Consider the following 24,262-nt stretch of genomic DNA (forward strand, 5'->3'; position numbering starts at 1 on the left):
CCGAAAGACCGGCGGACGCAGCACCTGGGGAAGATTCAAACGGCACTATTGGGGAGTATTGCTCCGGTACTGACAACCCTCACCTCATCCTCTTGATTTCGACTGGCGATATTCGGACGATACCGTACATTCGATCACTGAAGGCATATCGAAATCGGCAACGGTAATTGCTGGTGGGACGCCATCCGTCGCACGGCACCTAGATGCCGAAGCCCGCGATGCAATTTTGGTCGACCGGCAGCCTTTTCAAGCTGTCAAGAAGCATATCATTGCAGACATTGAGCAGGTTCAGCTTAAGGTCCAGCAGGCAGTCGCGGTACTCGATCCGCCATGGTATCCGGCGGAGGCAATGCAGTGGATCGCTTGGGCCTCCGGAGTCGTCGGTGTTGGCGGCGAAATCCTTGTCAGCTTGTGGCCCGCCCACACTCGACCTTCGGGAGGAAAGGAACGCGCCGATCTTGATCGGTGGATGGGCGAATGGGCCGAGATTTCGCAGACAAATATCCCAATCACATACATATCGCCAACGTTTGAAGACGCAGCAAACGCTACAGCCAAGGGGATAGATACTCGATCAGTGCCAAGATACGGTGAATTAGTCCGAATCAGCGTCAAGCGGGAACAGGCTGCAGTGGCTCGGATCCAGAGATCTACGCGTTGGACGCGCTTCACCATTAATGACTATCAACTCGCTGTCCGAGAGCAGCCTCCAACCAGCGGTACGGCTGGTATTGCTCAGGTCAAAGGCGCAGACGGCTGGATCTGGCCGCATGTCAGCAGGAGAGCTGCTGGGCGCAGCGAGATTGCCCTTTGGAGCTCGCATAATGAAGTAGCGGTAGTCGGAAATAGCGCTCACCTGATCGAAAGCTTGCGAGCTTACGTGAGAGCCGAATTTTCGCGGGCCTACCTTCTGTCCGAATATCCGCAATTGGCAGAATGGTCGATACCCGCACCACCTTTTTCGAGAGCCGCAGAATGGCAGCACCAGCAATAGCTTTGAGATTTAGAGATACCACGCCGGGAGTCGATACGATCCAAGCCCACCTCGACATCATTGCTCGTACTGGTTTCGTGTGGTGGGGTTGGTGGAAAAAGGCGTTCGAGGACGAACATTTAGACGTCCTTAATGAGATACTGAAGCCGGCGTCCGCGTATATCGTCGATAGGTCGACGAGACGCATGTACATTGCGCGGGTCGAAACGTGGCGCCAAGGCGCCTTATCCGACAGCGAGCTGACAGCGATCCCAAAATATTACGCGCAGGAGCGGGATCGAATCTTCGGTTGGTTCAAGCTGGTTGATGTCAAACCGTGCGAGTACTCCGATGATGTCGCAAATAAGTTCGGCGACCACACGTTGGTACCGTTGGACGGCACTGTCCCGCTGCCAGATCGAGTAACCGATGTAACCTTCACCGTCGGCCGCTCTTCAATACTGCATCTATCCGATCTCCATTTTGGTCCAGATTACGACTTTCTCGTTCAAGGGGAGGTTCCGGCGATTGGCAACCCTAAACGTACACTAACTCAATGCATCCTTGATGATTTGGCACGTATTGGCGCGCAAAATGATATAGCTGCCATATTGGTGACTGGAGATTTCACGACACGTGGAGATTGGAGTCACCAGACTCGAAGCCAAATACTTGCGGAGTTCGCAAGTCTTACGGCGGCACTTGGTATCGACCAAAGTCAGATCGTCGCGGTACCCGGCAACCATGACATAGTCCGCGCCGCCGACGCGTCGCACCTTGACCCTGCCAAGCTGTCGGTCAGCAATCAAGCAACATACGAACATGAGCTCAATTATCGTGTATTCTGTGAAGAGTTAATGGGGCGTCGCTATAAGGAAACGCTTAACTATGTGCGGCGGCTAAAGTTCGATCATGTCGACATACTAATAGCGGTATTGAATTCCTGCACGATCGTTCAGACAGAATGGACGGAATACGGCTACATTGGTGAAGGCGGCATCGACGCGCTCCGAGAACTCGGCGCCGAGAAAATCGATCGACCGACTTTCAAGCTAATGGCTCTTCACCATCACTTGCTGCCGGTGACCAATGTGGCAACACTGAATAAGAAAGGCATTACCCTCTCGGTAGACGCGCCAAGGATTTTAGATGCTGCTCAACAAGCGGGAGTTCAATTGGCTGTCCATGGGCATGAGCATATGCCAAGGGTTGTGAAGTATGAGAATTTCCTCCTGAGTGGTTCCTTAGCAGCTCCGCCTATCTGTGTCGTATCAAACGGAAGCACCGGCGTGTCTTCTACCCGCCGCCCCGGTGATGAACGCAATACTTATTGCTTGTTTCGCTTCGCCGAGAAGGAAATGGAGCTAACCATGCGGGAGCTCCGGCCCGATGGCAAATCAGGCGCCTCGCTGTACGATGGGGGACTCAGCATCCGAGCGTTGATGCCGTCCTCATCGACATAGGCGGCCGGCGCCGAGGCGCCACCATTTGCTTGATGTGTCATTCTTGAACACGAGGCATCATGGGTTCGCTCGTGCATAGAAATAGCGAACCGCAGACATGCGGTCGCAGCTGATAATGAAAGTCACAACGAGACCGATGATCCAGCAACACGGATCGGCAATCGAGGGCCGGAATACTATCTATTAAATAGGCACCCCCGATGCCGTAGTTCGCTAGTTAGCGTGGCGAACTTAGCCAAGAACCGATCCCGTGCTACCGACGGCGAGAGGAACTCAACGCAGATGTTCGCACTTTGTATACCGGACCCTTCAGTCCAATAATCGGTACCAATAGGCATAACTTGGCGTTGCTCAGCAGCAAGAACGCTCAAATCCGCAGCCTTGATCACTGTTTTGGAGCTTTTTTCCAAGCCAAAGCGTGAAAATATTGCGTCTTCGACTGACTTCTCTATTTCTTGATACTGAGGCAGTAGCTGCTTCAGCGGACGAGTGATGTCCCCAAGAAACGCCTCCGTCGCATCGTGCAATAGAGCCTCAAGTTTAAATTCGTCAACAGTATCGGAAACATGTATCGAGTGTTCAGCTACGGAATAAAAACGCGCGCACTGTCCTGAATATCGACAAATATTTGCTAACCCCTGCGCAATGTCTTCAATCGAAAACTCGCTGTTCCAAGGATCAAGAAGATCGAACCAATTACCACTAGCAAGCATAATGCTAGGGCCAGATTTCATCTTTACAGCAACTTGAGCAGTCATCGTTATCTCTCTTGAGCGAATCAGTTCAACACTGCTACCTATGAGTGATAATTATGCACTCTTCGGGAAGGGGCAAGTGTTGAAAAAGATAATCGTTCTTTCCGGCGCTATTGCCGTCGGCAAAACAGCATTCGCAGATGAGTTGATGCGGCGCTACCCATGCGAAAGGGTTTCCACGCGAAAATACATCCTTAAAGTTAAGCAAGTTCCGAATGAGCGGAAAGCGCTCCAAGAGGCTGGAGCAGCGTTGGATCGCGAAACGGGTGGAGCTTGGGTATCTGACGCAGCTTCAGAAGCTGTTCTACCTCTGGACAAGAAATTCCTCCTTATTGATTCGGCCCGGATCCCCGGACAGGTGGAGTATCTGAGAGAACGGTTTGGGCGGGATAATGTTCATCACATACATCTCACGGCCCCGCAGGATATTCTCAAGAAGCGGTTTGAGGAGCGCCTGGTGCACTTGGGCGAGACGCCCAGCTTCGAGGAGGCAAGGGCGGATCAGACCGAAGCACAGGTCCACCGTCTCGAAGCATTGGCCGATGTTGTTGTGGCCACTGAAAAATCTGACGTAAAGTCATGCGTGACCTTCGCTGCGGCGGGCCGTTTATCCGTTGAAACCTCATTGTCGTATGTTGATCTTTTCGTCGGCGGGCAGTGGGGTAGTGAGGGTAAGGGCAATATCTGCGCCTTGCTTGCGAATGAATACGACGTTCTCGTGAGAGTGGGCGGACCAAACGCCGGCCACAAAGTTCAGGATCCGTTGTACACCTATCGCCAACTCCCGTCGGGGACAGGATCAAATCAGGACGCCGAAATTTTTATTGCCGCTGGATCCACCATATCCTTGGAGCGGCTCTTCAAGGAGTTGGATGAACATCCGTGGCTTAAAGAAAATGGGTTGCTGATTGATGCCCAAGCAATGATCATAGAACCCGATGACATTCGCCTAGAGCAGGAGTTACTTGGAGGCATATCGTCCACCAAACAGGGCGTTGGCTTTGCCGCAGCACGGAAGATCATGGGACGGGATGGCGTTCTGGAATGGTTACCGAAAGTGAGGTTGGCCCGCGACGTCCCTGATTTAAAGCCATACATCGGTGACGTCCGCGACAAAATTGAGCGTGCTCTTTCGGCCGGCAAGAAGGTCATGCTGGAGGGCACTCAAGGCACAGACCTCAGTATTCACCACGGAACATATCCCTACGTTACCTCGCGGGAGACGTCTGCCGCTGGCTGCCTCTCCGATGCGGGCATTCCATACACACGGCTGAGGAAGGTAGTCGTGGTTGCGCGAACATATCCCATTCGAGTCGGCGGCACGTCCGGACCCATGGGTGTCGAAGTAAGTTTCGAGGAAATTGCGCGTCGGTCCGAACTTCCGCTGGAACGAATCAGTAAAACCGAAATCGGCAGTGTTTCTGGCACGACGCGCAGAATGGCCGAATTTGACTGGGAGCAAATCCGACGTTCAACATACTGGAACGGGGCGACCGATATCGCTTTGACCTTTGTCGACTACCTCGGCACGGATAACGAAGTGGCAGAGACTTTTGATCAGTTGAACTCAAGCTCACAGAATTTCATCAAAGATGTCGAACGTGTTTGTGGAATGCCGGTCTCCCTTGTCTCAAAAGGATGGGGGCGTGCCGGACTAATTGACCGAAGGAATTGGTAATGACTGAAGATGAATTGGTCGCGAACTACCCACGACTCTATCACATGGCTCATGACGGAGCTTGGCCTGCCATACAGCAGCATGGTTTGTTGAGCGCAACCGCATTGCTCGATCTTTACAAAGTCACGGGAAAAGATCGGTTTGCTTTGGAATCCGAACGTCGTCCTGAATCTGTGGCTTTGTTCCACGAAGCTTTGCCGGGTGCGGTCATTCGCGATCAAAAGCCAATGCATGACCACCTTCTGGCACGATGCTTGGAGGATGGACTGACCCCCAGAGAGTGGTACGAGATCCTCAACTCGCGGAGTTTTTTCTGGTTATCAGCCTCCCGGATTTGGCGGCTGCTGAAGGCAAAAGCTTATCGGGACCAGCCACAAACGGTTTTGACGATTGATTCAGCTGAGTTGATTGCGGCGCACAGGGATAAGATCTGGCTAAGTACGTTGAATAGCGGATCTACGTTGTTCAACCCTCAACCAAGAGGGCTTCAGACATTCAAGCGAATCGGTGATTTCCCGTACGGACAACGCTCAAAGACCCGGCGAAAGGAAGACAACGTTGTTGAGCTTGTCGTCGACCATTCGGTCCCTGACATCACAAAATATGTTCTTGCCGTTCATCGAGTGGCAGGCGACAAGATTCTTGACGAAATCTGGAGAAGCGAGCAGTCAACAGAGGACGATCACCCCTAATCGATCGCCTTTGCTTGGAGACGTGCTGGGTGCTTCGCTTTCCGAAGCAGATCTGCTACGTGGCTCGTCAACCCCACTTCCCCAACTATTATGAGCCCCTGATCATCGCCTACCGACATCAGAACCCTCCGAAGGGCGTCAAGTCCTTCGGATACATCGAATTCAATCCAGGATGCGGCCTCCCCGGGAACGACCACATCAGCCTCGGAGCCCGTCGCTCCGCAATGAAGCTGTACAATCCAGACGATTTCTCCGTCATGCACCCATTCAAAGCGAACCGGACCAAGCCGGTTCGCCAACACCTTGTATGTCGCTTGAACATTCTCGACTACGAATGATGGAAGGTGTTCGGGGGCTTGATGGCCGAGCATGAAAAGATCGCCCTCACCCCGCCGTCCCTCAATGATGACGTGCCCTCTTGGACCCGCAACAGCCGCACCTGAGAACTTTGCTCGAACGGCAGCTTGGCACAGTACCGAACGTAGATTCTGGCCATCCGGATCCTCTTTCCCAAGGAGCGCAAATGGATCAATCCAACCTTTGACCGTCGTGTAAAGTCCGGGCTGCGGTTCGCGCGGAGATGTCCTCGTCCAGACCTCCGCGGAACCTGTCTCACGGCCAAAAGTGAATGGGGCGATCCGTCGCGAAATTACCGTAGTCTTCGGAACCGGCAGGCCTAAGCTGTCGGCTACGAGAAGACCGTAAACTTTATCGCCCAAATGCTGGCTGAAACGGTTCGGCCAGTGCACCGCAGCGGGTAGAAAGTCCGACACATCTGGCTCAAACTCCCAGACGATTGTGTGACGTTGGTGATACCCTCTAACCTTCGGATGAATACTGAACTCCACCCGCGCGTTAGCCGGAAAATTGAGATCGGGAGAGAAACCGTATACGGTATGCAATATGCGCTTTCCTAGATGCATCGGAAGCGAGGCAATACCAGGCTTCTCGACGCACCTCGGAGTGTCGTCAGGCGCAAACTCGATTAGCTGGCCCTGGAGAACGCCTGAAACGCCACCGTCATGGATGTCGATCGTTTCGTTCACGATCAGGTGCAAGTTCTCCTTCGACAGGCGGGCAATGGTTTCGAGGACAGCGTCAACAGTATCCAATCCGTAGACAAACTCACGGCTCCGCGGACTGTTTGGCTCATAGCTTCTCACGTTCACCATTCGATCGGAACTCGCAGTCATCAAAGCCGTGATCGCATCTTCAACGCCATCAAACCGGTAATTCGCTGGATACCCCGCGACACGGCAGTAACTCTGAGACACGGATCCCTTGGCCGAGGGTCGAAAACCGACGAACTGCGCCACGTTCGCCGTTGCTGAGAGAGAATTCAGGACCTCGTCCTTATGCAGAGCCATACCCATTACCCATTTTTGGACCGACGGCTGCTCTTAGCGAAAAAATAGCGATACTGAAACCGACAATTCTATCCCGCCGCCCGATAAGATCAGCTGATGTTGGATAGACTCGGAAGTCAAATTACACCCCACGCCCGAAACCTCCCCCTCCCCGTCATCTCCCTGAGGCCGAGTTCCAAAACGATCCGCCGCGCCGCCTGCGGGGTGACGTCGAGCGTTTTCGCCACCATCCCGGCCGATACCAGCGGCTTTGCCATGACGAATTCGACCAGCACCGGCAATTTTGAAGATGTTCGTCTTCCCGACAATTTACGTTCCATCATCTGCCGCGCCAGCACCAGCCGGTCATGTTCTTTCATGCCGATCTCGGCGGCCGCTAGAAATCCGTGGGCGATGGCGAGCAGCCGGGTTTAGCAGTCGCAATGCCGGCACCGATCGACAGAGATGGTTTTCAGGCCGAGATTCATGGCATCCAGATGATTTTGCGTAGTGATGCCGGCTTGGCGCGGGATGGACGCAAAAAATAACCGGCCGAGCCAGGTCCCGCGCTGAGGGACGGACAGTTCGTTCCAGTCATCGAGGGGTGACGACCGCCCGAATACCGGCGGCAGGCCCTCAGTCGCGGCAAGCACAGTGCGCCATTTATCCAGCCGTTTCTCGGAGACGCCGAGACGCTCGATATCAAGCCAGATATACTGAGCCATGTGGCTTAATGTCGGTTGCAAACACCATCTAGCCAGTTCAATCTGGAACGGAGCTGCTTTATTGCCTCCCATGCTCTCTGCCAGCCCGGAAGATTAAAATCGGTCAACGATCTTTCAACTCCCATCGCTTTGATTAAAATTGACAAGGAATGATCGCTTCCTGCAGCAGCGCTGCTGGAAGATCGAGACGCAACGAGGCGAAAAGCAATCTGGATGCACGAAAATCAACAGGAGACGACCGCCGACGCGCTGGATTTCCTACAGTGCCCGGAAGCCCTGCATCCGGATCTGCAGCCGTATCTCCAGGACGGTCCCGTTGGAAAAATGCTGCATCACCCGCTTATCATCAATGTGATGACGCTGCCCGGTCACCACAAGGCCGACAACATGATGTACCTGCATCGTAAAAAAGCAGCGGAGCAGTCCTGGCATGAACAAAACTGGACCCGCTATGTCGTCCTGCATGAGCGCCCCTATCGCGCCGAGGCGTTGCAGCGCGTCCTGTCTGACGGCGGCCTTCCCTTTGACCAACCGGCCACCTGGCAACTGATAAAGGCCATCTGGATCGACAGCGAGAACGTGCACGAGCACGAGCAGTTTTGGATCGCCACCTGGAATAAAGCCACGTCCAGGCTGACGCTCGACGCCAGGGAACAGGCCGCCTTCGACGAATTACCCGATATGGTACCGGTGTGGCACGGGATGGAGAGGGAGGATGGCAGGACACTCGGACTGTCATGGACGACGGACAAGGGCGTCGCAGAATGGTTCGCGCAACGGTTTGCCCGCTTTAATCGTCGGCCGGCGTCCATCGCGGCCGGACTCGTAAATAAAGAGCATGTTAAGGCGTTTTTGTTGGACAGAGGCGAACACGAAATCATCGCGTTCCCTGACACGGTCGACCACATCGTCGTGGAACTCTGCACAAGCAAAGGCGTGCGGCCATCAAGATCATAGGAGATTGCCCTCCCCGTGCTAAAGCCCGCGGCCATGGCTGCCGGCGAGCGACCACACCTCCCGGAATATGGCTGCCCGGAAATATTTTCCGGTTGGTGCAGCCTTGACCTCGGCGTCCTCGGCCGAGGTCGCCAAGTGCTTTCTCGCGATATGATCCACACCTTCGTCCGGCAGCCCTAAACCGACCTCCTGCTGCAGATGATGGCAAATAAGCCCGCCCTCCCGAAAGGCCTCAAACCAAATCTGCGATGCAGATTTTCAGCGTACAGCTTCCAAAGAAATCGGGAAACGACAGCCGCAACGGATACGCCCCGAACCCGGCCCCCGGCCGACGTTGTGAGCGCTTTGCTAAGACAACAAGCCATTGAATTTTCGATTATCTGACCCTTAAAAGAAAGCTAATATGGACTTTAGTTTCATTACCGGGCAGTTAACCATGTTACGCATCTAACCATCGATAATATTCAAGTATCGATAGTGATATGGTTAGGCCTTGACCAACTTGCGGAAATCGCCGTATGATCGCGCAGAATGTCGAAAACGGTGCAAACCACCGTCTGCTCGACCAGAGAGACTCAACCCTGGAGCATCCATCATGACCGTTACCGTCAAGGTCGCCGAGGCCAAAACCCATTTGTCCGAGCTGCTGGCCAAGGTCGAAGCCGGCGAAGAGGTGATTATTTCGCGCGGTAATACACCCGTCGCCCGCCTTTCCCGCATACGCCGCGACAACGACGTCGATGCGTTGATCGCCGAAATCAAGGCCCAGCGCGTCGGCCGGCCCGTCACCACCCAGGACGAAATCCGCGAATGGCGCGATGAAGGCCGCCGTTACTGATGTCCTTCGTTCTCGATGCCTCCATCGCCGCCGCCTGGTTTCTTCCCGACGAACAACACGACGCAGCCGATCGACTGATGTCGGAGATACGGTCGACGGCCGGTCTCGTGCCGGCCCTGTTCTGGTTCGAGACACGCAATCTGTTTCTGGTGGCCGAACGGCGTGGCCGCCTTCGCCCCGGCGAACCTATCCTGCTGATGACACAGTTGCGAGGGCTGCCGCTCGAGGATGCCGGATCGGGCGGAGACGGCCTGGTCCTGGAACTGGCGGCCCATTACACGCTGACCGCATATGATGCGAGCTATGTCGCGCTTGCCAGAACGCAAGGGCTGCCTCTGGCGACCGGGGACCGAAAGATGGCCATCGCCGCCCGCGGTGAGGGAATCACCGTGGTCGGGCCACTCGAACATGAGCACTGAACTATCGGTTTCAGGCAATGACGTTCTAAAGCGCGCCGAGGAACTGGATGCGCTAGACGCGATTTTGCCGTTTGATCGCAGAGACCAGCTCGCCGAGTTGCTCACCGACGACGACGTCGCGACGCTCAAGCACCTCGCCAGCGAAGGCATGGGCGACAACACCATGCGGGCGCTGGCGTCCGATCTCGCCTATCTGGAGGCGTGGTGCGTGCTTGCAACAGGCACTCCCCTCCCCTGGCCTGCCCCTGAAAGTCTGCTTCTGAAATTCGTCGCCCACCATCTTTGGGATCCGGCCGAGCGGGAAACCAATGCCGATCACGGCATGCCCAAGGACGTCGCGATCGCTCTCCGCCTCAAGGGCTTGCTGAGAAGCACCGGACCGCATGCGCCGGCGACCGTTCGCCGTCGGCTGACGAGCTGGTCGATCCTGACGCGCTGGCGTGGACAGATCGGATCGTTTTCGGCGCCGTCGCTGAAAAGCGCACTCAGGCTGGCGGTTCGCGCCAGCAATCGACCGCGGCAGAGAAAGAGCAAGAAGGCCGTCACCGGTGATATCCTTGCCAAACTGCTTGCGGCCTGCGCGGGCGATCGGCTGGTCGATCTGCGCGATCGGGCGCTGCTGCTGATGGCTTTCGCATCCGGCGGCAGACGCCGTTCCGAAGTGGCGGGACTGCGCGTCGAGGATCTGGTCGACGAGGAACCGGTCCGCACCAATCCCGCCGACGAGCACTCCCCTCTCCTCCCCTGCCAGACGATCCATCTCGGCCGCACCAAGACCACCACGTCAGACGATCATGAACATGTTGTGCTGATCGGCAGGCCCGTGACGGCACTGAAGCATTGGCTCGAAGAGGCAAAGATCGAAGCGGGGCCTGTCTTTCGGCGCATCGACCAGTGGGGCAATCTTGATCGGCGGGCGATGACGCCGCAGTCCGTCAACCTTATCCTGAAAACCCGCATCAGGCAGGCCGGGCTCGATCCGACGCAGTTTTCGGCACACGGACTTCGCTCGGGGTATCTGACCGAGGCGGCCAACCGCGGTGTCCCCTTGCCGGAGGCGATGCAGCAGTCCCTGCACAAGTCGGTCACCCAGGCGTCGGGCTACTACAACAATACCGAACGGAAGATGGGACGCGCCGCCCGGCTCGTGGTCTGATCGATGGATCAGGGGCCCTAACGCAGGCGGTGCCAGGACTACTCGATTTGGAACGATCATTCCCGGCACGAGTTCGCCTTATTTCTCGAATGGAGCAACCATGTCTTACGGCCGCTTTGCCGCAATGATCGTCACCTCGACCGTGGTGATGTTCGGCTTGATGTACCTTAATACCTACGCTCTTGATCACGTCACCTGCAGCCAGACACGAACATGGATGGCGCTGCTAATGGGTGCCGTCATGGCGATCATCATGATGCTATTCATGTGGTCGATGTACAAAAACAAGACGACAAACGCTGCCATCATCGCGGCGAGCGTCGTTGTATTCGCCGGTTCGCTCTGGCTGGTCCGCAGCCAGGAGACAGTTTACGACATCAGTTACATGAAGGCGATGATACCGCATCATTCGATTGCGATCATGACCAGCGAACGCGCCCATATCCGAGATCTACGGGTGCGAAAGCTGGCGGACGGCATCATCGAAGCTCAGGTTCGCGAAATCGCGGAGATGAAATCGCTGATCGCCGATCTGGAAGCGCATCCCGTTCCAGACGCCGCGCCGGATCTTCTCTCCTACCGCCAGCGAGGCGCACCGCCGCCGGAGTGAGCGAATGCCAAGAGTTGCGCTTTGCTTCCGCGTTTACAGCCGATGTCGCGCGCAGATCCTTTCCACGATGCTTTACCCAACGACCCTGTTCCTGCCGAGCGCCTTTGCTTGATAGAGGTTTTCATCCGCGGCCTTCAGGCACTCGGATGGATCAAACCCCATGGGGCAGTGACATGCACCTATGCTTGCAGACATCATTACACGTGAACCGGATGGCGCATGCAGGATAATCCCCGCGATTTCCTCTCGAAGCTGCTCGCAACGGCCAAGCATTTCATCGAACGTCAAGCCGCTTTGAAACACGCCAAACTCCTCGCCGCCAAGTCGTCCAACAAAGTCCGACTGCGTTTGATAGCGAGCGAGGATCCGGCCGACACAGCGCAGCGCCTCGTCGCCCGCAGCGTGGCCATAGCGGTCATTGATTGCCTTGAAATGATCTAGGTCCAGAAAAAGAAGCGTTCCCGACATACCCTGCTGACTTGCAACCTCAAGATCATCCATGAACGCCGTTCGTGCAAGGACCCCCGTCAAACCGTCTGTACGTGATTGAAGACGAAGCGTCTCATAGGCATCCGCGAGCCTTTTCAATGCCTCTCTTGTCGCGGCTTCCGCCTGCCGCACTTTTTCCGACTGCCTAAAATGGAGTGCCGAAGCGGGGATCGATATCGCCAACGGGCAAAAGATTGTCATAAGCAGACCGGCACCTTCTACGCGCCCACCCAGAAACGGTACGACGCTGCACGAAAGCGCCAGGGAGGCTGCCACTGATACCAAGCCGGTCAAGATAGACTTATAGAAAACACGACGCATCGAAACCACCGCTAGCAATATCGGTACTTATGAGCCAGATGACTTTAAAATGATTGAATCTTATATCTAAAAGACGCTCCACCAGATGGGTTGGCCCCTTCAAGCGCTACCACGGGAAGATCTTCCATGGCGCAAGGCCCGCGAGAGTCAGGCCGACGCCCAAACACCGTCTCCAGATCCCAGCTGACAAGAACAACTGACGACCACTCCAGCTCCCGCCATGTTCTTCTCACTGAGGCTATTCCTTGAGAAGTCCATGCCGATCGACCATCGCGCTCCCCATGAACAATTTCACCCATCAGTCAGAGGACAGCGTTCAGATCGCTGACCGCCCGCTTACAGTAGTCATTGCCTACGGTGCACCCGACACTATCGAGTGAGTGGCATGTAGGCCTCGGCCACTATAGAGTAGGGCGGGGAAGGGCCAGCCACAGTGAAAGCAAGTTTGCGCTGAGGTTGGATTGTGGTGGATAGCGGCGGAGCCTCGTGAGGAGAGGCCGCCGGATAGCCTCCCCGATAAGACGAATGAAGCGAGAAACCAGAAGCCAGCCCGACATCAACGGTTGCCGCGGGACACGCACCTGATCATCGCCGGATCGAAACTGGCGCCCGAAACCTTTCCGGTCTCACAGAGAAATCTTTACAACTGTAAAGTTCGAGTCGGCGCAAGGGGGTTGGGCCGTCGAACTTAACAACTGTAAAGTCGGCACACGACTCGAATATGGAGGTTGGCGCCACCAGCATCGTTAATGTTTCATTAACTAAAAAGGGCTTGTGGAATCGGACGACGTCTGCCAATCATGACGGAAACGACCCCGTAAAGTGAATTAAACCGTCAAGAGGACCGGATGCATCAGATGGTATCCAAGAGCGCCAGCGACACCGCATCGAAAATTGGCGTGTACACGTCGAAACTTTCTGCGGAGCTCCGAGACATGCGAGAAGCAGTTTATCCACCGGAAGCACGAAAGACGTTCTCAAAAACGTTCTCCACCGTCGATTTGGTTCGGCTCCTCGGCGTTCCTGAGAGCACCCTACGCCAACTCACAATCGAAGGAAAAGGACCAGTTCCCGACAGAGCGGAGAACAACCGTCGAACCTACACGGTAGAGCAGGTTTTGGAACTACGCTCGTTTCTGGCTTCGCTACGCCCTGACGACGCCGGACACCTTGTGCCTCACCGCCGAAACGGCGAGAAGCTTCAGATCCTTGCCACTGCAAACTTCAAGGGCGGAAGTTCAAAGACCACAACATCCATTCATCTCGCACATTTTCTTGGTCTGCAAGGCTATAGGGTTCTGTGTATCGACCTTGATCCGCAAGCCTCAATGACCGCGTTGTTCGGAATCCAACCGGAATTCGATCTTAATGACAACGAGACGGCCTACGCTGCGATCCGGTACGATAACGAGCGGAGGTCCTTTCGGGATATCATCCGACCAACCTACTTCCCCGGCGTTGATCTTGTTCCCGGCAACCTCGAACTCATGGACTTTGAGTTCGACACGCCTACCTATCTGACTTCGAAATCTCGTGACGAGCTTGGTCTTTTCTTTGAGCGGATCAATACCGCTATAGCAAGCATCGATGACCTGTATGATTTTGTCATTCTCGACACACCCCCCTCACTGGGCTACTCCACCCTCGCCGCACTGTATGCTGCGACCTCGCTCATCATCACCGTACATCCGGCCATGCTCGATGTTGCGTCCTGCAATCAATTTCTGATCATGATCTCGGATCTGTCCGAGGTACTCGCACAGTTCGGGGCCAAGTTCGAACACGACTTCTTCCGATTTCTGCTCACGCGCGTGAATCCAAACGATGGCCCGCAAAAATACATGGGCGGCGTTATGCGGCGACTATTCGGTGATGACGTTCTCGTCGCAGAAGCCCTGGAGTCGACCGCTATTGCTGGGGCCGCCGTGGCTAAGAAATCCCTTTACGAGTTGGAGACAGGGGAGGTGGGCAGGGAGGCACTCAAACGCGCGCTCGAAAGCGCCGATCGAGTGAACTTCGAGATCTTGGCACTCGCTCACAAAATCTGGGGACGCAGCCCATGAAAAAGAGCATCCTTCAGCGTATGGCCGAGGAGGCCGGCAACCGTACCGAAACAATTGAGCCCGACGTGGTCGAAAAGCCAATTCTGTCGAGACGGCATTCATCGCCTGTTATAGCCAACATCGGAAAGTCCCTTACCCACCTTGGTGAGGATAGCATCCTTTCAATAGATCCGGCTAAAATCGATCGATCGCCCTATCGGGACCGGTTCAACAATGATGAGGAAGCCGAAGCGGAACTTGAGGCCTTAAGGGTTTCCATCGCGTCTGAAGGACAGAAAATCCCCGTTCTCGTTCGGCCGCATCCAACCAAACCTGACCATTACCAGTTGGCCTACGGCCACCGCCGGCTGGCAGCCATAAAGTCCTTGATGGCAGAAGCCGAGCGACCGGAAACGGTTAAGATAAGAGCGCATGTCCGCAATCTTACGGACCGGCAACTCATCGAAGAACAAGCGGTTGAAAATGGTCCCCGTGAAAACCTTACCTGGATAGAGCAGGCGATGTGGGCAGTTCAATTAAAGGAAGCCGGTTTCTCTCATCGTCAGATTTGTCCAGTGCTGGCTCTGTCGGAAGCCGCAGTATCACAGTTGTTTCGGGTCACGTCGGTAATTCCGACTGACATTATCTTTGCTATTGGTCGGGCCAAATCCGTCGGCCGTCCGAAATGGACCGCTCTTTCCGAGCTTCTGAAAGACCACAGCAAGATCGCTTCTGTTCGCAAAATTCTTGACACTACGGACTTTCAGTCAAGAGATGGAGCCGGCCGGATCAGTATGGCAATCGACAGCGCCAGCGGCATCACCTTTACGGAGCCCGACGGGTCAGTCGAAGCGATCAATTTTGCGGTCGGCGAGCGACTTTTCGGCCGCATGAAACGCTCATCTTCGGGTACCACCATCACCATCCCGAAAAAGGAAGATGCGTTCGCCCGATGGTTGGCGGAACGGATACCTGAGCTCGTGCGCGAGTACGATCACCAATCGGACCGCGTTAAGTAAGGTCTGGCAAAGCAATTAATTTAGGCCAAAGGAGCAATAGCGCAAAGAAAAAGGCCACCAAAACGTTCCCGTCGTGGAAGCCTTCCTCAAGTCCTTAAGCAAGATCGAGAATCGCATTTCCACGAATCACAGTCAAGAGTTTTGGCACCGTTTTTGGTGAGCGAATTTCTTTTGCCTTATGAAAGGTGAAGAAATGGACAGTGGACATGTGACGACGCCTTTTGGGCGGCGCTCGATGACGTTTGCCTTGTTGGCACGGCAACGACAAATCAGCGAGGTACCAGCAGAGACCAAAAGAAATAAATGGAGACTCTTCAGAGCTGTCTGCGAAGCTCGAGAAGTGTTAAAAGTATCTGACCGATCGCTGTCGGTCCTCGATGCTCTATTGTCGTTCTATCCGTCAGACGAGCTCTGTGCGACGAACGACCTCGTCGTCTTTCCGTCGAACGCCCAGCTCTCAATCCGGGCAAGAGGGATGACTGCAGCAACCCTGAGACGCCATCTGGCCGCGCTGGTCGATGCCGGTCTTATCCTTCGAAAAGACAGCGCCAACGGAAAACGCTTTGCCCGCCGGAACAGGGCAGGGGAGATCAATGAGGCTTTCGGCTTCAATCTGACTCCGCTGCTCGCGCGCGCAAAGGAGATCGAGAACACCGCAGCGAAAATAACCGCTGATCGGGAATATTTCCATGCAACAAAGGAGCGGATCAGTCTCTGCCGGCGCGACATATCTAAGCTAATCCAGATGGCCTTGGCCGAAGGCGTTAAAGGTGAATGGGTGCAGCTTCACGACCGTTTTCGCAGCTTTCTTGCGTCGTTGCCCCGACGGCCTTCGCTCGATGAACTCGATGTATTGTTAAATCGCTTGAGCGAGCTTCGTACGATAATCGTCAAACTCCTGGACAACCACGATAAAACGCAAAATATGCACGCCAAAGAGTCCCAAAATGAGCGCCACATACAGGATTCACAAACACAATCCTTCTATGAATCTGAAGCAAACGAAGAAGCACCAGCAACCAGAATCGGCAGTTCGCCGGCAACCACTAAAGCAACGAAAGAGAAATACCGATCAGCCAGCAACGATCCGGGGAATCCGATCGAATCCGCTAAACCGGCGGTCCCGCTGGACACTGTGCTGCGCGCATGCGCTGAAATTCACCCCTATGGCCCCGGCGGATCGGTCCGATCCTGGCGGGACCTCATGACTGCGACTGCCGTCCTGCGATCCATGCTTCAGATCACTCCATCGGCTTTCCATGAAGCTTGCCTCGTCATGGGCCCCGAAAACGCTGGTACCGCCATTGCCTGTATCTTCGAAAGGGGAGGGCAGATCAACTCTGCAGGTGCCTACCTGCGCGATCTCACCAAGCGAGCCACGCAACGGCAATTCACAATCAAACCCATGGTCTCAGCCCTCCTGAGGTCCAAGGCAGGCATATCCTGAATGACGGTAAGCGCGCAGGCGACCCCACGTAGCGGGGCGGCGTAAAATGGCTCATTTTCGGCATGAATCATGCGGAGAAACCTATGAGCGACAGTGTGAATCAGGCTCGTGCCTTTGAGGTTCTGACGGCGACACCAATACGGACGAGGCGCACGCCACGAGATTGGCCGGATGCTGAGAAGGCTCGGCTGATTGCTGAGACAATGCTGCCGGGGGTGAATGTATCAGCGATCGCCCGCGCTGAGGGGCTAGATCCCTCGCAGCTTTACGGCTGGCGTCACAAGGCATTGGCCTCGGGATCGGTGGTGCCCCTTTCGAAAGAGGCTACTGAAAGAGTTAGTTTCGCGCGCGTCGAAGCTGTTGCAAGTTCACCGGTGGAGATCGTCATGGGTGTGCGCGTGCCGGCGACCGTCGCCAGGGCGCAGCGCCACGTCATTCCGGCGCGCTGACGGACGGGATGTCCCCTCTTGGGCCGGAGGCGTAGCTCAAGGCGGGTGGTTCCCTATAATAAGCGTTTGAATACAATGGCGTGTTTGGACGAGCGCGGGACATCGTTTCATATCCGTCCAAGGCGACGCTACTTCGTCTCTTGCTCAAATTGATTATGCGTCTGGCCAAAAATTTTCCGCTGACCGTCGGCGGTGGCGAAAGTTAGCTTGTCTGCCTAGACGGTCGAAGAGCCGCGCCGCCGTCAACCCAATCAGCAGAAGGACGGGGGCGGCCAGCTGCGCTAACCAAATCATCGGCTCTGGCCATCGCAGACACGCAGCAAATAAGGCTCCCGCCACGGAGGCTGCAAGGGCCAGCAGGAGACTGACCACGGCACCTGAAGCCATCGCTACGATCAAAGCGACAGTCACAACTATAAGATAGACAATACCGAACATGGGTCTTTCTCGGACTGACGGATAACCGTCTAGCGCGGCTTCAGTAGCTGCTGCGGGCAGCGGACACTCTACAGAATATGTGATCCGCGTTAACAGCCTGATACTGCAAGCCCCGGCAACCCCTACGTTAACTGGCAAGGATTGAGAATACTGCCACTAATGGGTTTCCTCCTTTAACTTTTCATCACTTTGGCAGCAGCATTGCAGCAGCAAGAAGCTGGTCGCGATCACGAAGGCCTTTATGGTAAAGTTTGGCCACTGATACCGTTAGCCTCCCAATTGCCGCTGGCTCCCGGACGAAACCTTGCGCATGGGCGACCTCCTCCACGATACTGGCGCACAGACGTGCATCTTCTTTTGAGATGAGTTCCGGCATTTCCTATCTCCCCAAATGGCCCGCTCTCCGATTGGGGCGGGACTGTAACCCACTAGAAGTTCGGGCTGGAACGGGCCGACAGTGCGGGAATTGTTGACCTGCAAATCGGATATCAGGTGCTCGCACAAAAGATCAATCCCTTGGAGTCGGGCCGCAGTTCGATTCAGTTTAGGCTGGTTGGCTACGTTAGCAGATTGGTTCGGATTTGGCAGCTGCCAGCCCCTGTACTTATACTCCTGTTGGACGCCTATCCCCGAAAGGAGAAGAATGCTGCGGGTCCGCACCGCCCCTCACCACGAGCGTGAACCGGACTGCAATCGTGTCGCTCATCGCACGTCAGGGCATCGGATGAATTCGTAGCGAATGAGATATAATCATTAACCGTGTCCATTCCTTCAGGCTTAACCCAGATGCTGTAGGTTATGTCCCAACGAAAAGGCAGATGGCGCATGGTTAAGCAGTCACAATGGTTCTTGAAATGGGTTCTTCCCGCAAGTGTGTCGCTATTGGTCGGAGCGATGCTACTCGGCACTCTCTACTGGTCTGCAGCCAAAACCGACGAGGTTGCCGCAGGGCGGCAGAAGGATCTCGCCACCGTGATCGTAGCCAAAATTCAGTCTTCCGTCGCTCATGATCAAGAGAGCGCCACGGTGTGGGATGACGCGGTCATCAAAACCAAGGATGATGATCACGATTGGCTTGACGTGAACCTCGGCCGCTGGATGAACACCTACTTCGGGCATGATGCCGCTGTCGTTTTATTGCCAGATGGGCTGCCGATTTACCAGTATCTAGCAAAATCATCCATCGGGGTGTCACCTGAGGACCTTCGTCAGGCCTATAGTCCACTTGCAAAACGGCTGCGTGAACGGCTTGTCGCTGGAGACCAGGAAGGCATCTCGGACAAGGTCCTCTCAATCGGCGAGAGTGATCTGACCTACGTAGGACGCCGACCTGCGGTGGTCAGTGTCAAACCTATTCTGTCTGACACAGGCGAGATCGAACAGCAGGCGGGCGAAGAAAACCAGCATGTCGCGGTACGGTTTCTGGATCGAGACTTCCCGTCTGAAATAGGTAACGAATACCAGTTCGCTGAGATGCAGTTCACAACGGAGATGCCACGCGACAAGCGCCACTCCCATATCGCTCTCACCTCGAAGTCCGGAAAGGTGATAGGGTACTTTAACTGGCATCCATTTGAGCCGGGAAGAAGGGTTTTGCAGGCAACGCTCCCCGTCATCGGACTTGCTGTCACTGGCATATTCATCGCCGCAAGCCTGGCTGGAGATGCAATCTGGAGACGCTCGGTCAAGCTGAATTCTAATCGCCGGGAGCTTCAACATTTGGCGCTTCGCGACACTTTGACGGGCCTCGCAAACAGGGCTTATTTTAATAGTGAGCTCGCGTGGCGGCTGAGGCAAGCATTGCCTGATGACGTATTCAGCGTGCTCTTCATTGACCTAGACCGGTTCAAAGCGGTCAACGACACATACGGACATCCAACCGGTGACAGGCTGATTTCTCTCGTTGCTGCGAGAATGAGGGAAATTCTCCCGGGCGCTTTGATCGGACGGATCGGAGGCGACGAGTTCAACGTCTTGCTCGAGAGGACGAACGCCGACGAGGTCGCCGCCGTCGCAGACAAAATTGTCACGTGCCTGCGCGAGCCTTTTGAGATCGACGGGGTATATGGCTCCATTGGCGCGAGCGTCGGTGCGGCGATCGCAACAGGTGTGAACGCGGATCCTGTCGAGCTGACGAGGCAGGCGGATATCGCGCTTTATCATGCAAAAGCAGCGGGGCGGAATACATATGCGTTATTTGGCGATCATATGGACGAACTTCTGCGCACCCGCCGAAAACTGGAGCACGACCTTCGCGATGCGTTGTCAACGGGGACGCAGATTGAGGTTGTCTATCAGCCGGTCTACGGTGCTGACAGCTCGCAACCTTGCTCGGTCGAGGCACTGGCGCGGTGGAAACACCCGGAGCTAGGCTCTATCGCTCCGGATATGTTTATCCCGCTTGCAGAGGAGATCGGCGTGATCAACAAGATTGGCGATCATGTCTTGGAGGACGCCTGCAGTCTGATTGCCGGGTTGCCTTCAATCAGTGTCGCCGTGAATGCATCCGCCTCCGAACTCGCTTCCGCTGGCTACCCACTGCGGGTTCTTTCTACCCTGGCAAAATGGGGGATCGAACCGGCTCGATTGGAAATCGAGATAACAGAGAGCTTGGCCATCAATGGTGAGGAGGAGACCGAGCGAAACATCGCGATGCTGAGAGTGGCAGGGGTTAGGTTTGCAATCGACGATTTTGGCACCGGGTACTCTTCGTTCTCAAGGGTTCAGAACGTGACTGTCGACAGGCTCAAGATCGACAAGTCGTTTATCGCCGGGATGGGTGAGGGCCGGAACAGGGCAATTGTCGAAGCGATCATCAAGATGGCGCGTGCCAACGGGCTACAGACAACGGCCGAAGGGGTTGAAACCAACCAGCAGAGAGATGCACTGAAATCGTTGGGCTGCGATAACATCCAAGGGTTTCTGATGTCGCGCCCAATAGCCCGAGCAGAAGTTACGGCGCTTCTGCCGATAGTCTGCCTTAACACCAAGCAGGGCTGATTCGTCGGCTGAGTCCAGCGTCATCGAATGCGGTGCTAGACGATACACGGTCGTACGGCCAGGGGGGCGTGATCACCGCAATTCCCCCTTGTTCTATTCCAATCCGTTTGAAGGGTCATGCGAAATCTCTCTCTGGCTCTCCAGTCATTCTTAAGCACGGTATCAGCCACCGTATACAAAATAGTTGTGAGCGTCCGTTGAGCCGGTTTTGGGCGGGTGCATAATTGGCGTAACAGGGCAGGAATGGCAAAGATTGAGATCCTGACGGGTGGCGAGCGACAGCGGCGATGATCGACAGAACATAAGCTTTCGATATTGCGCGAAGCGTTCAGCATGCATGGCAGCGTTTCGTATGTTGCACCTCGGCACGACGCTTCCGCAGCTGATTTACTCCTGCCAAAGGAAGCTCTTGCCCCCGAATTGAACCTTCAAAGACTGTATCGTTTGTCCGGGTGTCGCTTGTCGGGAGATCTGAAAGCTTGAGTGACGGCTCCAAGAGAGCCGGCGCTCGGTCTCGATCGAAAGACGCCGCGACGGTACGTCACCTGTGGCTGGAAGGTGGGATATTCTCTGTCAGACTGGAAATTATCGGTCGCAAGAATACGCCCAAAAGGCCGCCAAGAGTGGCGAAAACCGCAACTGTCCAATGAGGGAAACCGAGAGTCTGAGCGGCCCAAACGCAAAGGCCAGTTCGCCTCCTTGTCCTTGCCGGGTGAAGCATGACCAAGATAGAGCGTCAACGATTTGTCCTTGCCGTACCGTCCGAAAGCGCAAATTCTTAATTGAAGCTGGACGTTCCCAGAGGCTACGGCCGCCCCGTAGCCTAGACAATTCACAGCTGCAACGATGCACCAAAAACCAAGAATCCACTGTTTTCATTGGATTCCACTATTCTTGTCGAAGGTTCGATTCCTATCAAGGCGAGACGACGGCAGTGCGCCCGAATGACGCCGACATTTTGCATTCATGCCTGCAATGAGCTGAGGGGCTAAGCCATCACACTATGCGGCCTCCCACACCTGATTGAGGATCCGCGCCGCCAATGCTGCTTTGTCCTGCGGCAGAAAGCGCCCGTAGTGCTGCTGCACGACGTCAGGCGTATCCTGTATCGCATAGCTTGCCTGCTCGTAGGATCCGGTCTGCTTCAAGATGTGAGTGGCGAGCACGTCTCTGACATTGTGAGGACCATGAGGAAGGAGCCCCTTGATGGCTCCGCGGCCGGTATACGGGTTGTAGATGCCATAGCGCTGGATCACCAACCGCCAGGCCTCGTAAAACGTCGTCTGATTGTAAGCGGCGTCGATGCTGGTCGTCTTAACTGTCTTGACGAACAGCGTGCCGGGATCGGGTGCGCGACCCAAGAGCACCTTCCGATGCCGTTCGATATAGGCGTTGAGATAGGTGTAAAGATCAAGAAGATCCGGCAGTACCAGGCGAAACGGCTTCTGCCCGAAAAAGGAGGAGCCCGAGTTCTTGAAAGCGTTGGATGGGATGAAGACTTCCCACCCACGCTCGCGTTCGTTCCAGCGCAGTTCACCGCATTTCATGTCTTCTAGCCGGCGCTCCGCCGTGGGGAACTGTCCGCGTGGGCAGACCAGCAGTTGCCGAAGGTTTTTCTGCCTGAGGCCGAGATGTAAGCCAAGCCTTAGCATAAGGAACGAACGGACGGCCTCAGCGGCCGCTCTCGGGTAGCGGTGCTCGTCGGGCATCCGCTTCAAGATCTCCTCGGTGATCTTCCGGTATTCAGCGAGCGGGCTCTCCGCTTCCAGCACGCACATGATCGGCTCGAATGGATCGCGGTGGACCCGCATCACCCGCTGGATTTCTTTTGAACGGTTGGCGGCATGGCGGTGGAATTCTTCGCATGCACCGTGCCAGTCTCGGCGAGCAGACGCGATCTCGTCTGTCGTGATCAGTCCTTCGATCGGCTTCACATTGCGCAGGAGTTCGGGATGTTGGCGAATCCAGCCGACTTCAGCGCGAGTAAGGGCCATGGCCACCATCAGCATGTCGTCTTCCCATTTAGTAAAGAAGCCGCGACGGCGCTCACGCCACTGCAAATACCAATCCCACACGCCCGGGAAGATCAGGAGGCCGAAGGTAAGTTGACTGAGGGGCACGCCTCGGCCTTTGACAACCCCGTTCGGGGATGCCGCAAGTGCCCCAAACATCAGGCCGAGATGTTCGATTTTCTGGCTGGCTGTCTCCTCATTCCAGACGCCATTCCTGCGGAAGCCGATTTCGGTGAGAGTCGACGTTTTGAAGCGGATGAGATTTGCCATCTCCATCGCAAGCCGAGGGGGTGCATCGACGACACCGGAGAGCAGATCTGGATCCTCAAGCGCCTCGGTCGAACGCCCGTTTTCGTCCCCATCTCGCAGCCAGCTAGAAGCCGCTAGTCGAGGAGTAAGTGCACTCCCGCCATATGTGATCCCAGGGAACCGGATTGCGTAGCGCTGCTTCGTTGCTGCGGCCTGGAAACGCCTGAAATCGGTCGACCCCGAGATAATGACGCGCCGGACCCATTCCAGGATCTTTTCGCGCTTCGAAAAAGGCAGGCTGCCGAAGTCGTCGGGAAGATGCCAGGCAAGCCGGCGCCGCTCTGCCGGGCTGATGTCTTCCAGATCGTGGCCATGTAACGACCTGGACTGATGTGGCAGTTTCGCCTTGAAGTAGCCGTTCGGCAGGCCGTATCTGCGCTCAATGCGGCCGAGAATGTCGAAGCTTGCGACCGAGCGAGGTACACGCTGGCCCTCTATCCACGACAGCAAGGTTTTCGCATTAAAAGATTCGTCTATCCGAACGACCGCTCTATGGAGTTGCCAGTAACTCTCGCCAAAGCGACGCATCTGATAGGCGAGTGCATCGGCGAATGAACTCGGGTCTTCGTTCGTCTCGAACAATGGTTCTGGTTTGTCAGAAACTGGCCTCGGTTTAGGGCCGGGGCGGCCAATTGAACGGGAACTGCCGACCTCTTCAACTCCGTGATGCTGGTCCATCGGGGAGGGGGCAAACTTGTTCGTGGCACGAGCTTTGGGCCTCGCTTGCGGTCTTTTACCTTTCTTGGCGTCGTCTTCTACAGGCGGCTCCTTCAGCCAGCGCATGATCGCATCCAGTGCTGGTCGCAGTTGCTTCTTCAACGCTGTCGTCAGCGCTTCATCGATCCCGCAATCGTGTGCGATCTGCCGCCAGTCATAGCGGTTGTTTGCAAGAGCCGGCGTCGTTCGAAATGTGATTAGCGCCAGAAGGTAGGGGCGGACGTTGTCCACCACCCAATTCGGCGCGACGGGAACAATGCGGACGTCGCAGTAGGTCGAGATCTTTTTCTGGAAATGGCGTTTGGAAGGGTCTTCGTTTGGCATGTGTCATCCCATATGCTCTCGGGGCCTCAGGCCGAGGGCGTGCGGAATTAGGGGCAGACGGTTAAGAAACCGTAAAGTTCATA

General features: G+C 55.5%; 19 protein-coding genes and 1 pseudogene. 13 read left to right on the forward strand and 7 right to left on the reverse strand.

What is annotated here, in order from left to right; genetic code table 11:
• Nucleotides 1–199 precede the first annotated feature (199 nt).
• Entirely contained in the window at nt 200–424 is a 225-nt protein-coding gene (locus V6S97_RS27630; protein ID WP_334428267.1) for a hypothetical protein, read from the reverse strand.
• A gap of 512 nt (nt 425–936) precedes the next feature.
• On the opposite strand from V6S97_RS27630, the gene V6S97_RS27635 reads away from it, so the two are divergent.
• Complete coding sequence (locus V6S97_RS27635) at nt 937–2,436, forward strand: metallophosphoesterase family protein (RefSeq protein ID WP_334428268.1); 1,500 nt, start codon at nt 937–939, stop codon at nt 2,434–2,436.
• A gap of 176 nt (nt 2,437–2,612) precedes the next feature.
• Here the strand turns inward: V6S97_RS27635 and V6S97_RS27640 are convergent, their stop codons facing one another.
• Nucleotides 2,613–3,194, reverse strand: coding sequence for a hypothetical protein (locus tag V6S97_RS27640; protein WP_334428269.1), 582 nt, complete (start codon nt 3,192–3,194; stop codon nt 2,613–2,615).
• A 76-nt stretch (nt 3,195–3,270) separates the two neighbouring features.
• Between V6S97_RS27640 and V6S97_RS27645 the strand changes: the two genes are divergently transcribed.
• Nucleotides 3,271–4,869 carry an adenylosuccinate synthetase gene (locus tag V6S97_RS27645; RefSeq protein ID WP_334428270.1) on the forward strand — a complete coding sequence of 533 codons (1,599 nt, stop codon included), beginning with the start codon at nt 3,271–3,273 and terminating at the stop codon, nt 4,867–4,869.
• Nucleotides 4,869–5,561 carry a DUF7002 family protein gene (locus tag V6S97_RS27650; RefSeq protein WP_334428272.1) on the forward strand — a complete coding sequence of 231 codons (693 nt, stop codon included), beginning with the start codon at nt 4,869–4,871 and terminating at the stop codon, nt 5,559–5,561. Before V6S97_RS27645 ends, V6S97_RS27650 begins: the two co-directional genes overlap by 1 nt.
• On the opposite strand, the gene V6S97_RS27655 is transcribed toward V6S97_RS27650, so the two are convergent.
• Entirely contained in the window at nt 5,558–6,928 is a 1,371-nt protein-coding gene (locus V6S97_RS27655; protein WP_334428274.1) for a hypothetical protein, read from the reverse strand. The genes V6S97_RS27650 and V6S97_RS27655 overlap by 4 nt on opposite strands.
• 116 nt (nt 6,929–7,044) lie before the next feature.
• A pseudogene (locus V6S97_RS27660) lies at nt 7,045–7,587 on the reverse strand (RHE_PE00001 family protein); the annotation flags it as partial.
• 258 nt (nt 7,588–7,845) lie between these two features.
• Here V6S97_RS27660 and V6S97_RS27665 point away from each other — a divergent pair.
• From V6S97_RS27665 to V6S97_RS27685, 5 genes are all read left to right on the forward strand, one after another.
• Nucleotides 7,846–8,589, forward strand: a complete 744-nt coding sequence (locus V6S97_RS27665; protein WP_334428276.1) for a hypothetical protein — start codon at nt 7,846–7,848, stop codon at nt 8,587–8,589.
• Nucleotides 8,590–9,184: 595 nt separating this feature from the next.
• Entirely contained in the window at nt 9,185–9,427 is a 243-nt protein-coding gene (locus tag V6S97_RS27670; RefSeq protein WP_041365241.1) for a type II toxin-antitoxin system Phd/YefM family antitoxin, read from the forward strand.
• Nucleotides 9,427–9,846 (forward strand): type II toxin-antitoxin system VapC family toxin, encoded by a 420-nt coding sequence (locus V6S97_RS27675; RefSeq protein WP_104680508.1) that lies wholly within the window; start codon nt 9,427–9,429, stop codon nt 9,844–9,846. Before V6S97_RS27670 ends, V6S97_RS27675 begins: the two co-directional genes overlap by 1 nt.
• On the forward strand, nt 9,836–11,002 hold the full coding sequence (locus V6S97_RS27680; RefSeq protein ID WP_334428277.1) for a site-specific integrase: 1,167 nt from the start codon (nt 9,836–9,838) through the stop codon (nt 11,000–11,002). The genes V6S97_RS27675 and V6S97_RS27680 overlap by 11 nt, the downstream gene beginning before the upstream one ends.
• Before the next feature lie 100 nt (nt 11,003–11,102).
• Complete coding sequence (locus V6S97_RS27685; RefSeq protein WP_334428278.1) at nt 11,103–11,612, forward strand: DUF305 domain-containing protein; 510 nt, start codon at nt 11,103–11,105, stop codon at nt 11,610–11,612.
• Nucleotides 11,613–11,684: 72 nt separating this feature from the next.
• On the opposite strand, the gene V6S97_RS27690 is transcribed toward V6S97_RS27685, so the two are convergent.
• Entirely contained in the window at nt 11,685–12,422 is a 738-nt protein-coding gene (locus tag V6S97_RS27690) for a GGDEF domain-containing protein (RefSeq protein WP_334428279.1), read from the reverse strand.
• 857 nt (nt 12,423–13,279) lie between these two features.
• On the opposite strand from V6S97_RS27690, the gene repA reads away from it, so the two are divergent.
• The 4 genes from repA (at nt 13,280) to V6S97_RS27710 (ending at nt 17,379) form a co-directional block, all read left to right on the forward strand.
• Complete coding sequence (gene repA, locus V6S97_RS27695; protein ID WP_423748620.1) at nt 13,280–14,485, forward strand: plasmid partitioning protein RepA; 1,206 nt, start codon at nt 13,280–13,282, stop codon at nt 14,483–14,485.
• Nucleotides 14,482–15,483, forward strand: coding sequence for a plasmid partitioning protein RepB (repB, locus tag V6S97_RS27700; protein ID WP_334428280.1), 1,002 nt, complete (start codon nt 14,482–14,484; stop codon nt 15,481–15,483). Before repA ends, repB begins: the two co-directional genes overlap by 4 nt.
• A gap of 193 nt (nt 15,484–15,676) precedes the next feature.
• Complete coding sequence (repC, locus tag V6S97_RS27705) at nt 15,677–16,930, forward strand: plasmid replication protein RepC (RefSeq protein ID WP_334428281.1); 1,254 nt, start codon at nt 15,677–15,679, stop codon at nt 16,928–16,930.
• A gap of 83 nt (nt 16,931–17,013) precedes the next feature.
• The gene (locus tag V6S97_RS27710) at nt 17,014–17,379 is read left to right on the forward strand and encodes a transposase (RefSeq protein WP_137006379.1); all 366 of its coding nucleotides are present in this window, start codon (nt 17,014–17,016) and stop codon (nt 17,377–17,379) included.
• Nucleotides 17,380–18,001: 622 nt separating this feature from the next.
• On the opposite strand, the gene V6S97_RS27715 is transcribed toward V6S97_RS27710, so the two are convergent.
• Nucleotides 18,002–18,193 carry a hypothetical protein gene (locus V6S97_RS27715; RefSeq protein WP_104680351.1) on the reverse strand — a complete coding sequence of 64 codons (192 nt, stop codon included), beginning with the start codon at nt 18,191–18,193 and terminating at the stop codon, nt 18,002–18,004.
• A gap of 449 nt (nt 18,194–18,642) precedes the next feature.
• Between V6S97_RS27715 and V6S97_RS27720 the strand changes: the two genes are divergently transcribed.
• Nucleotides 18,643–20,817 (forward strand): putative bifunctional diguanylate cyclase/phosphodiesterase, encoded by a 2,175-nt coding sequence (locus tag V6S97_RS27720; RefSeq protein WP_334428282.1) that lies wholly within the window; start codon nt 18,643–18,645, stop codon nt 20,815–20,817.
• A gap of 1,001 nt (nt 20,818–21,818) precedes the next feature.
• Here V6S97_RS27720 and V6S97_RS27725 read toward each other — a convergent pair.
• Complete coding sequence (locus V6S97_RS27725; RefSeq protein WP_334428283.1) at nt 21,819–24,179, reverse strand: hypothetical protein; 2,361 nt, start codon at nt 24,177–24,179, stop codon at nt 21,819–21,821.
• Nucleotides 24,180–24,262: the final 83 nt, after the last annotated feature.

Origin of the sequence: Agrobacterium sp. CCNWLW155 (assembly GCF_036888815.1) — a bacterium.
Classification (GTDB): domain Bacteria; phylum Pseudomonadota; class Alphaproteobacteria; order Rhizobiales; family Rhizobiaceae; genus Agrobacterium; species Agrobacterium radiobacter.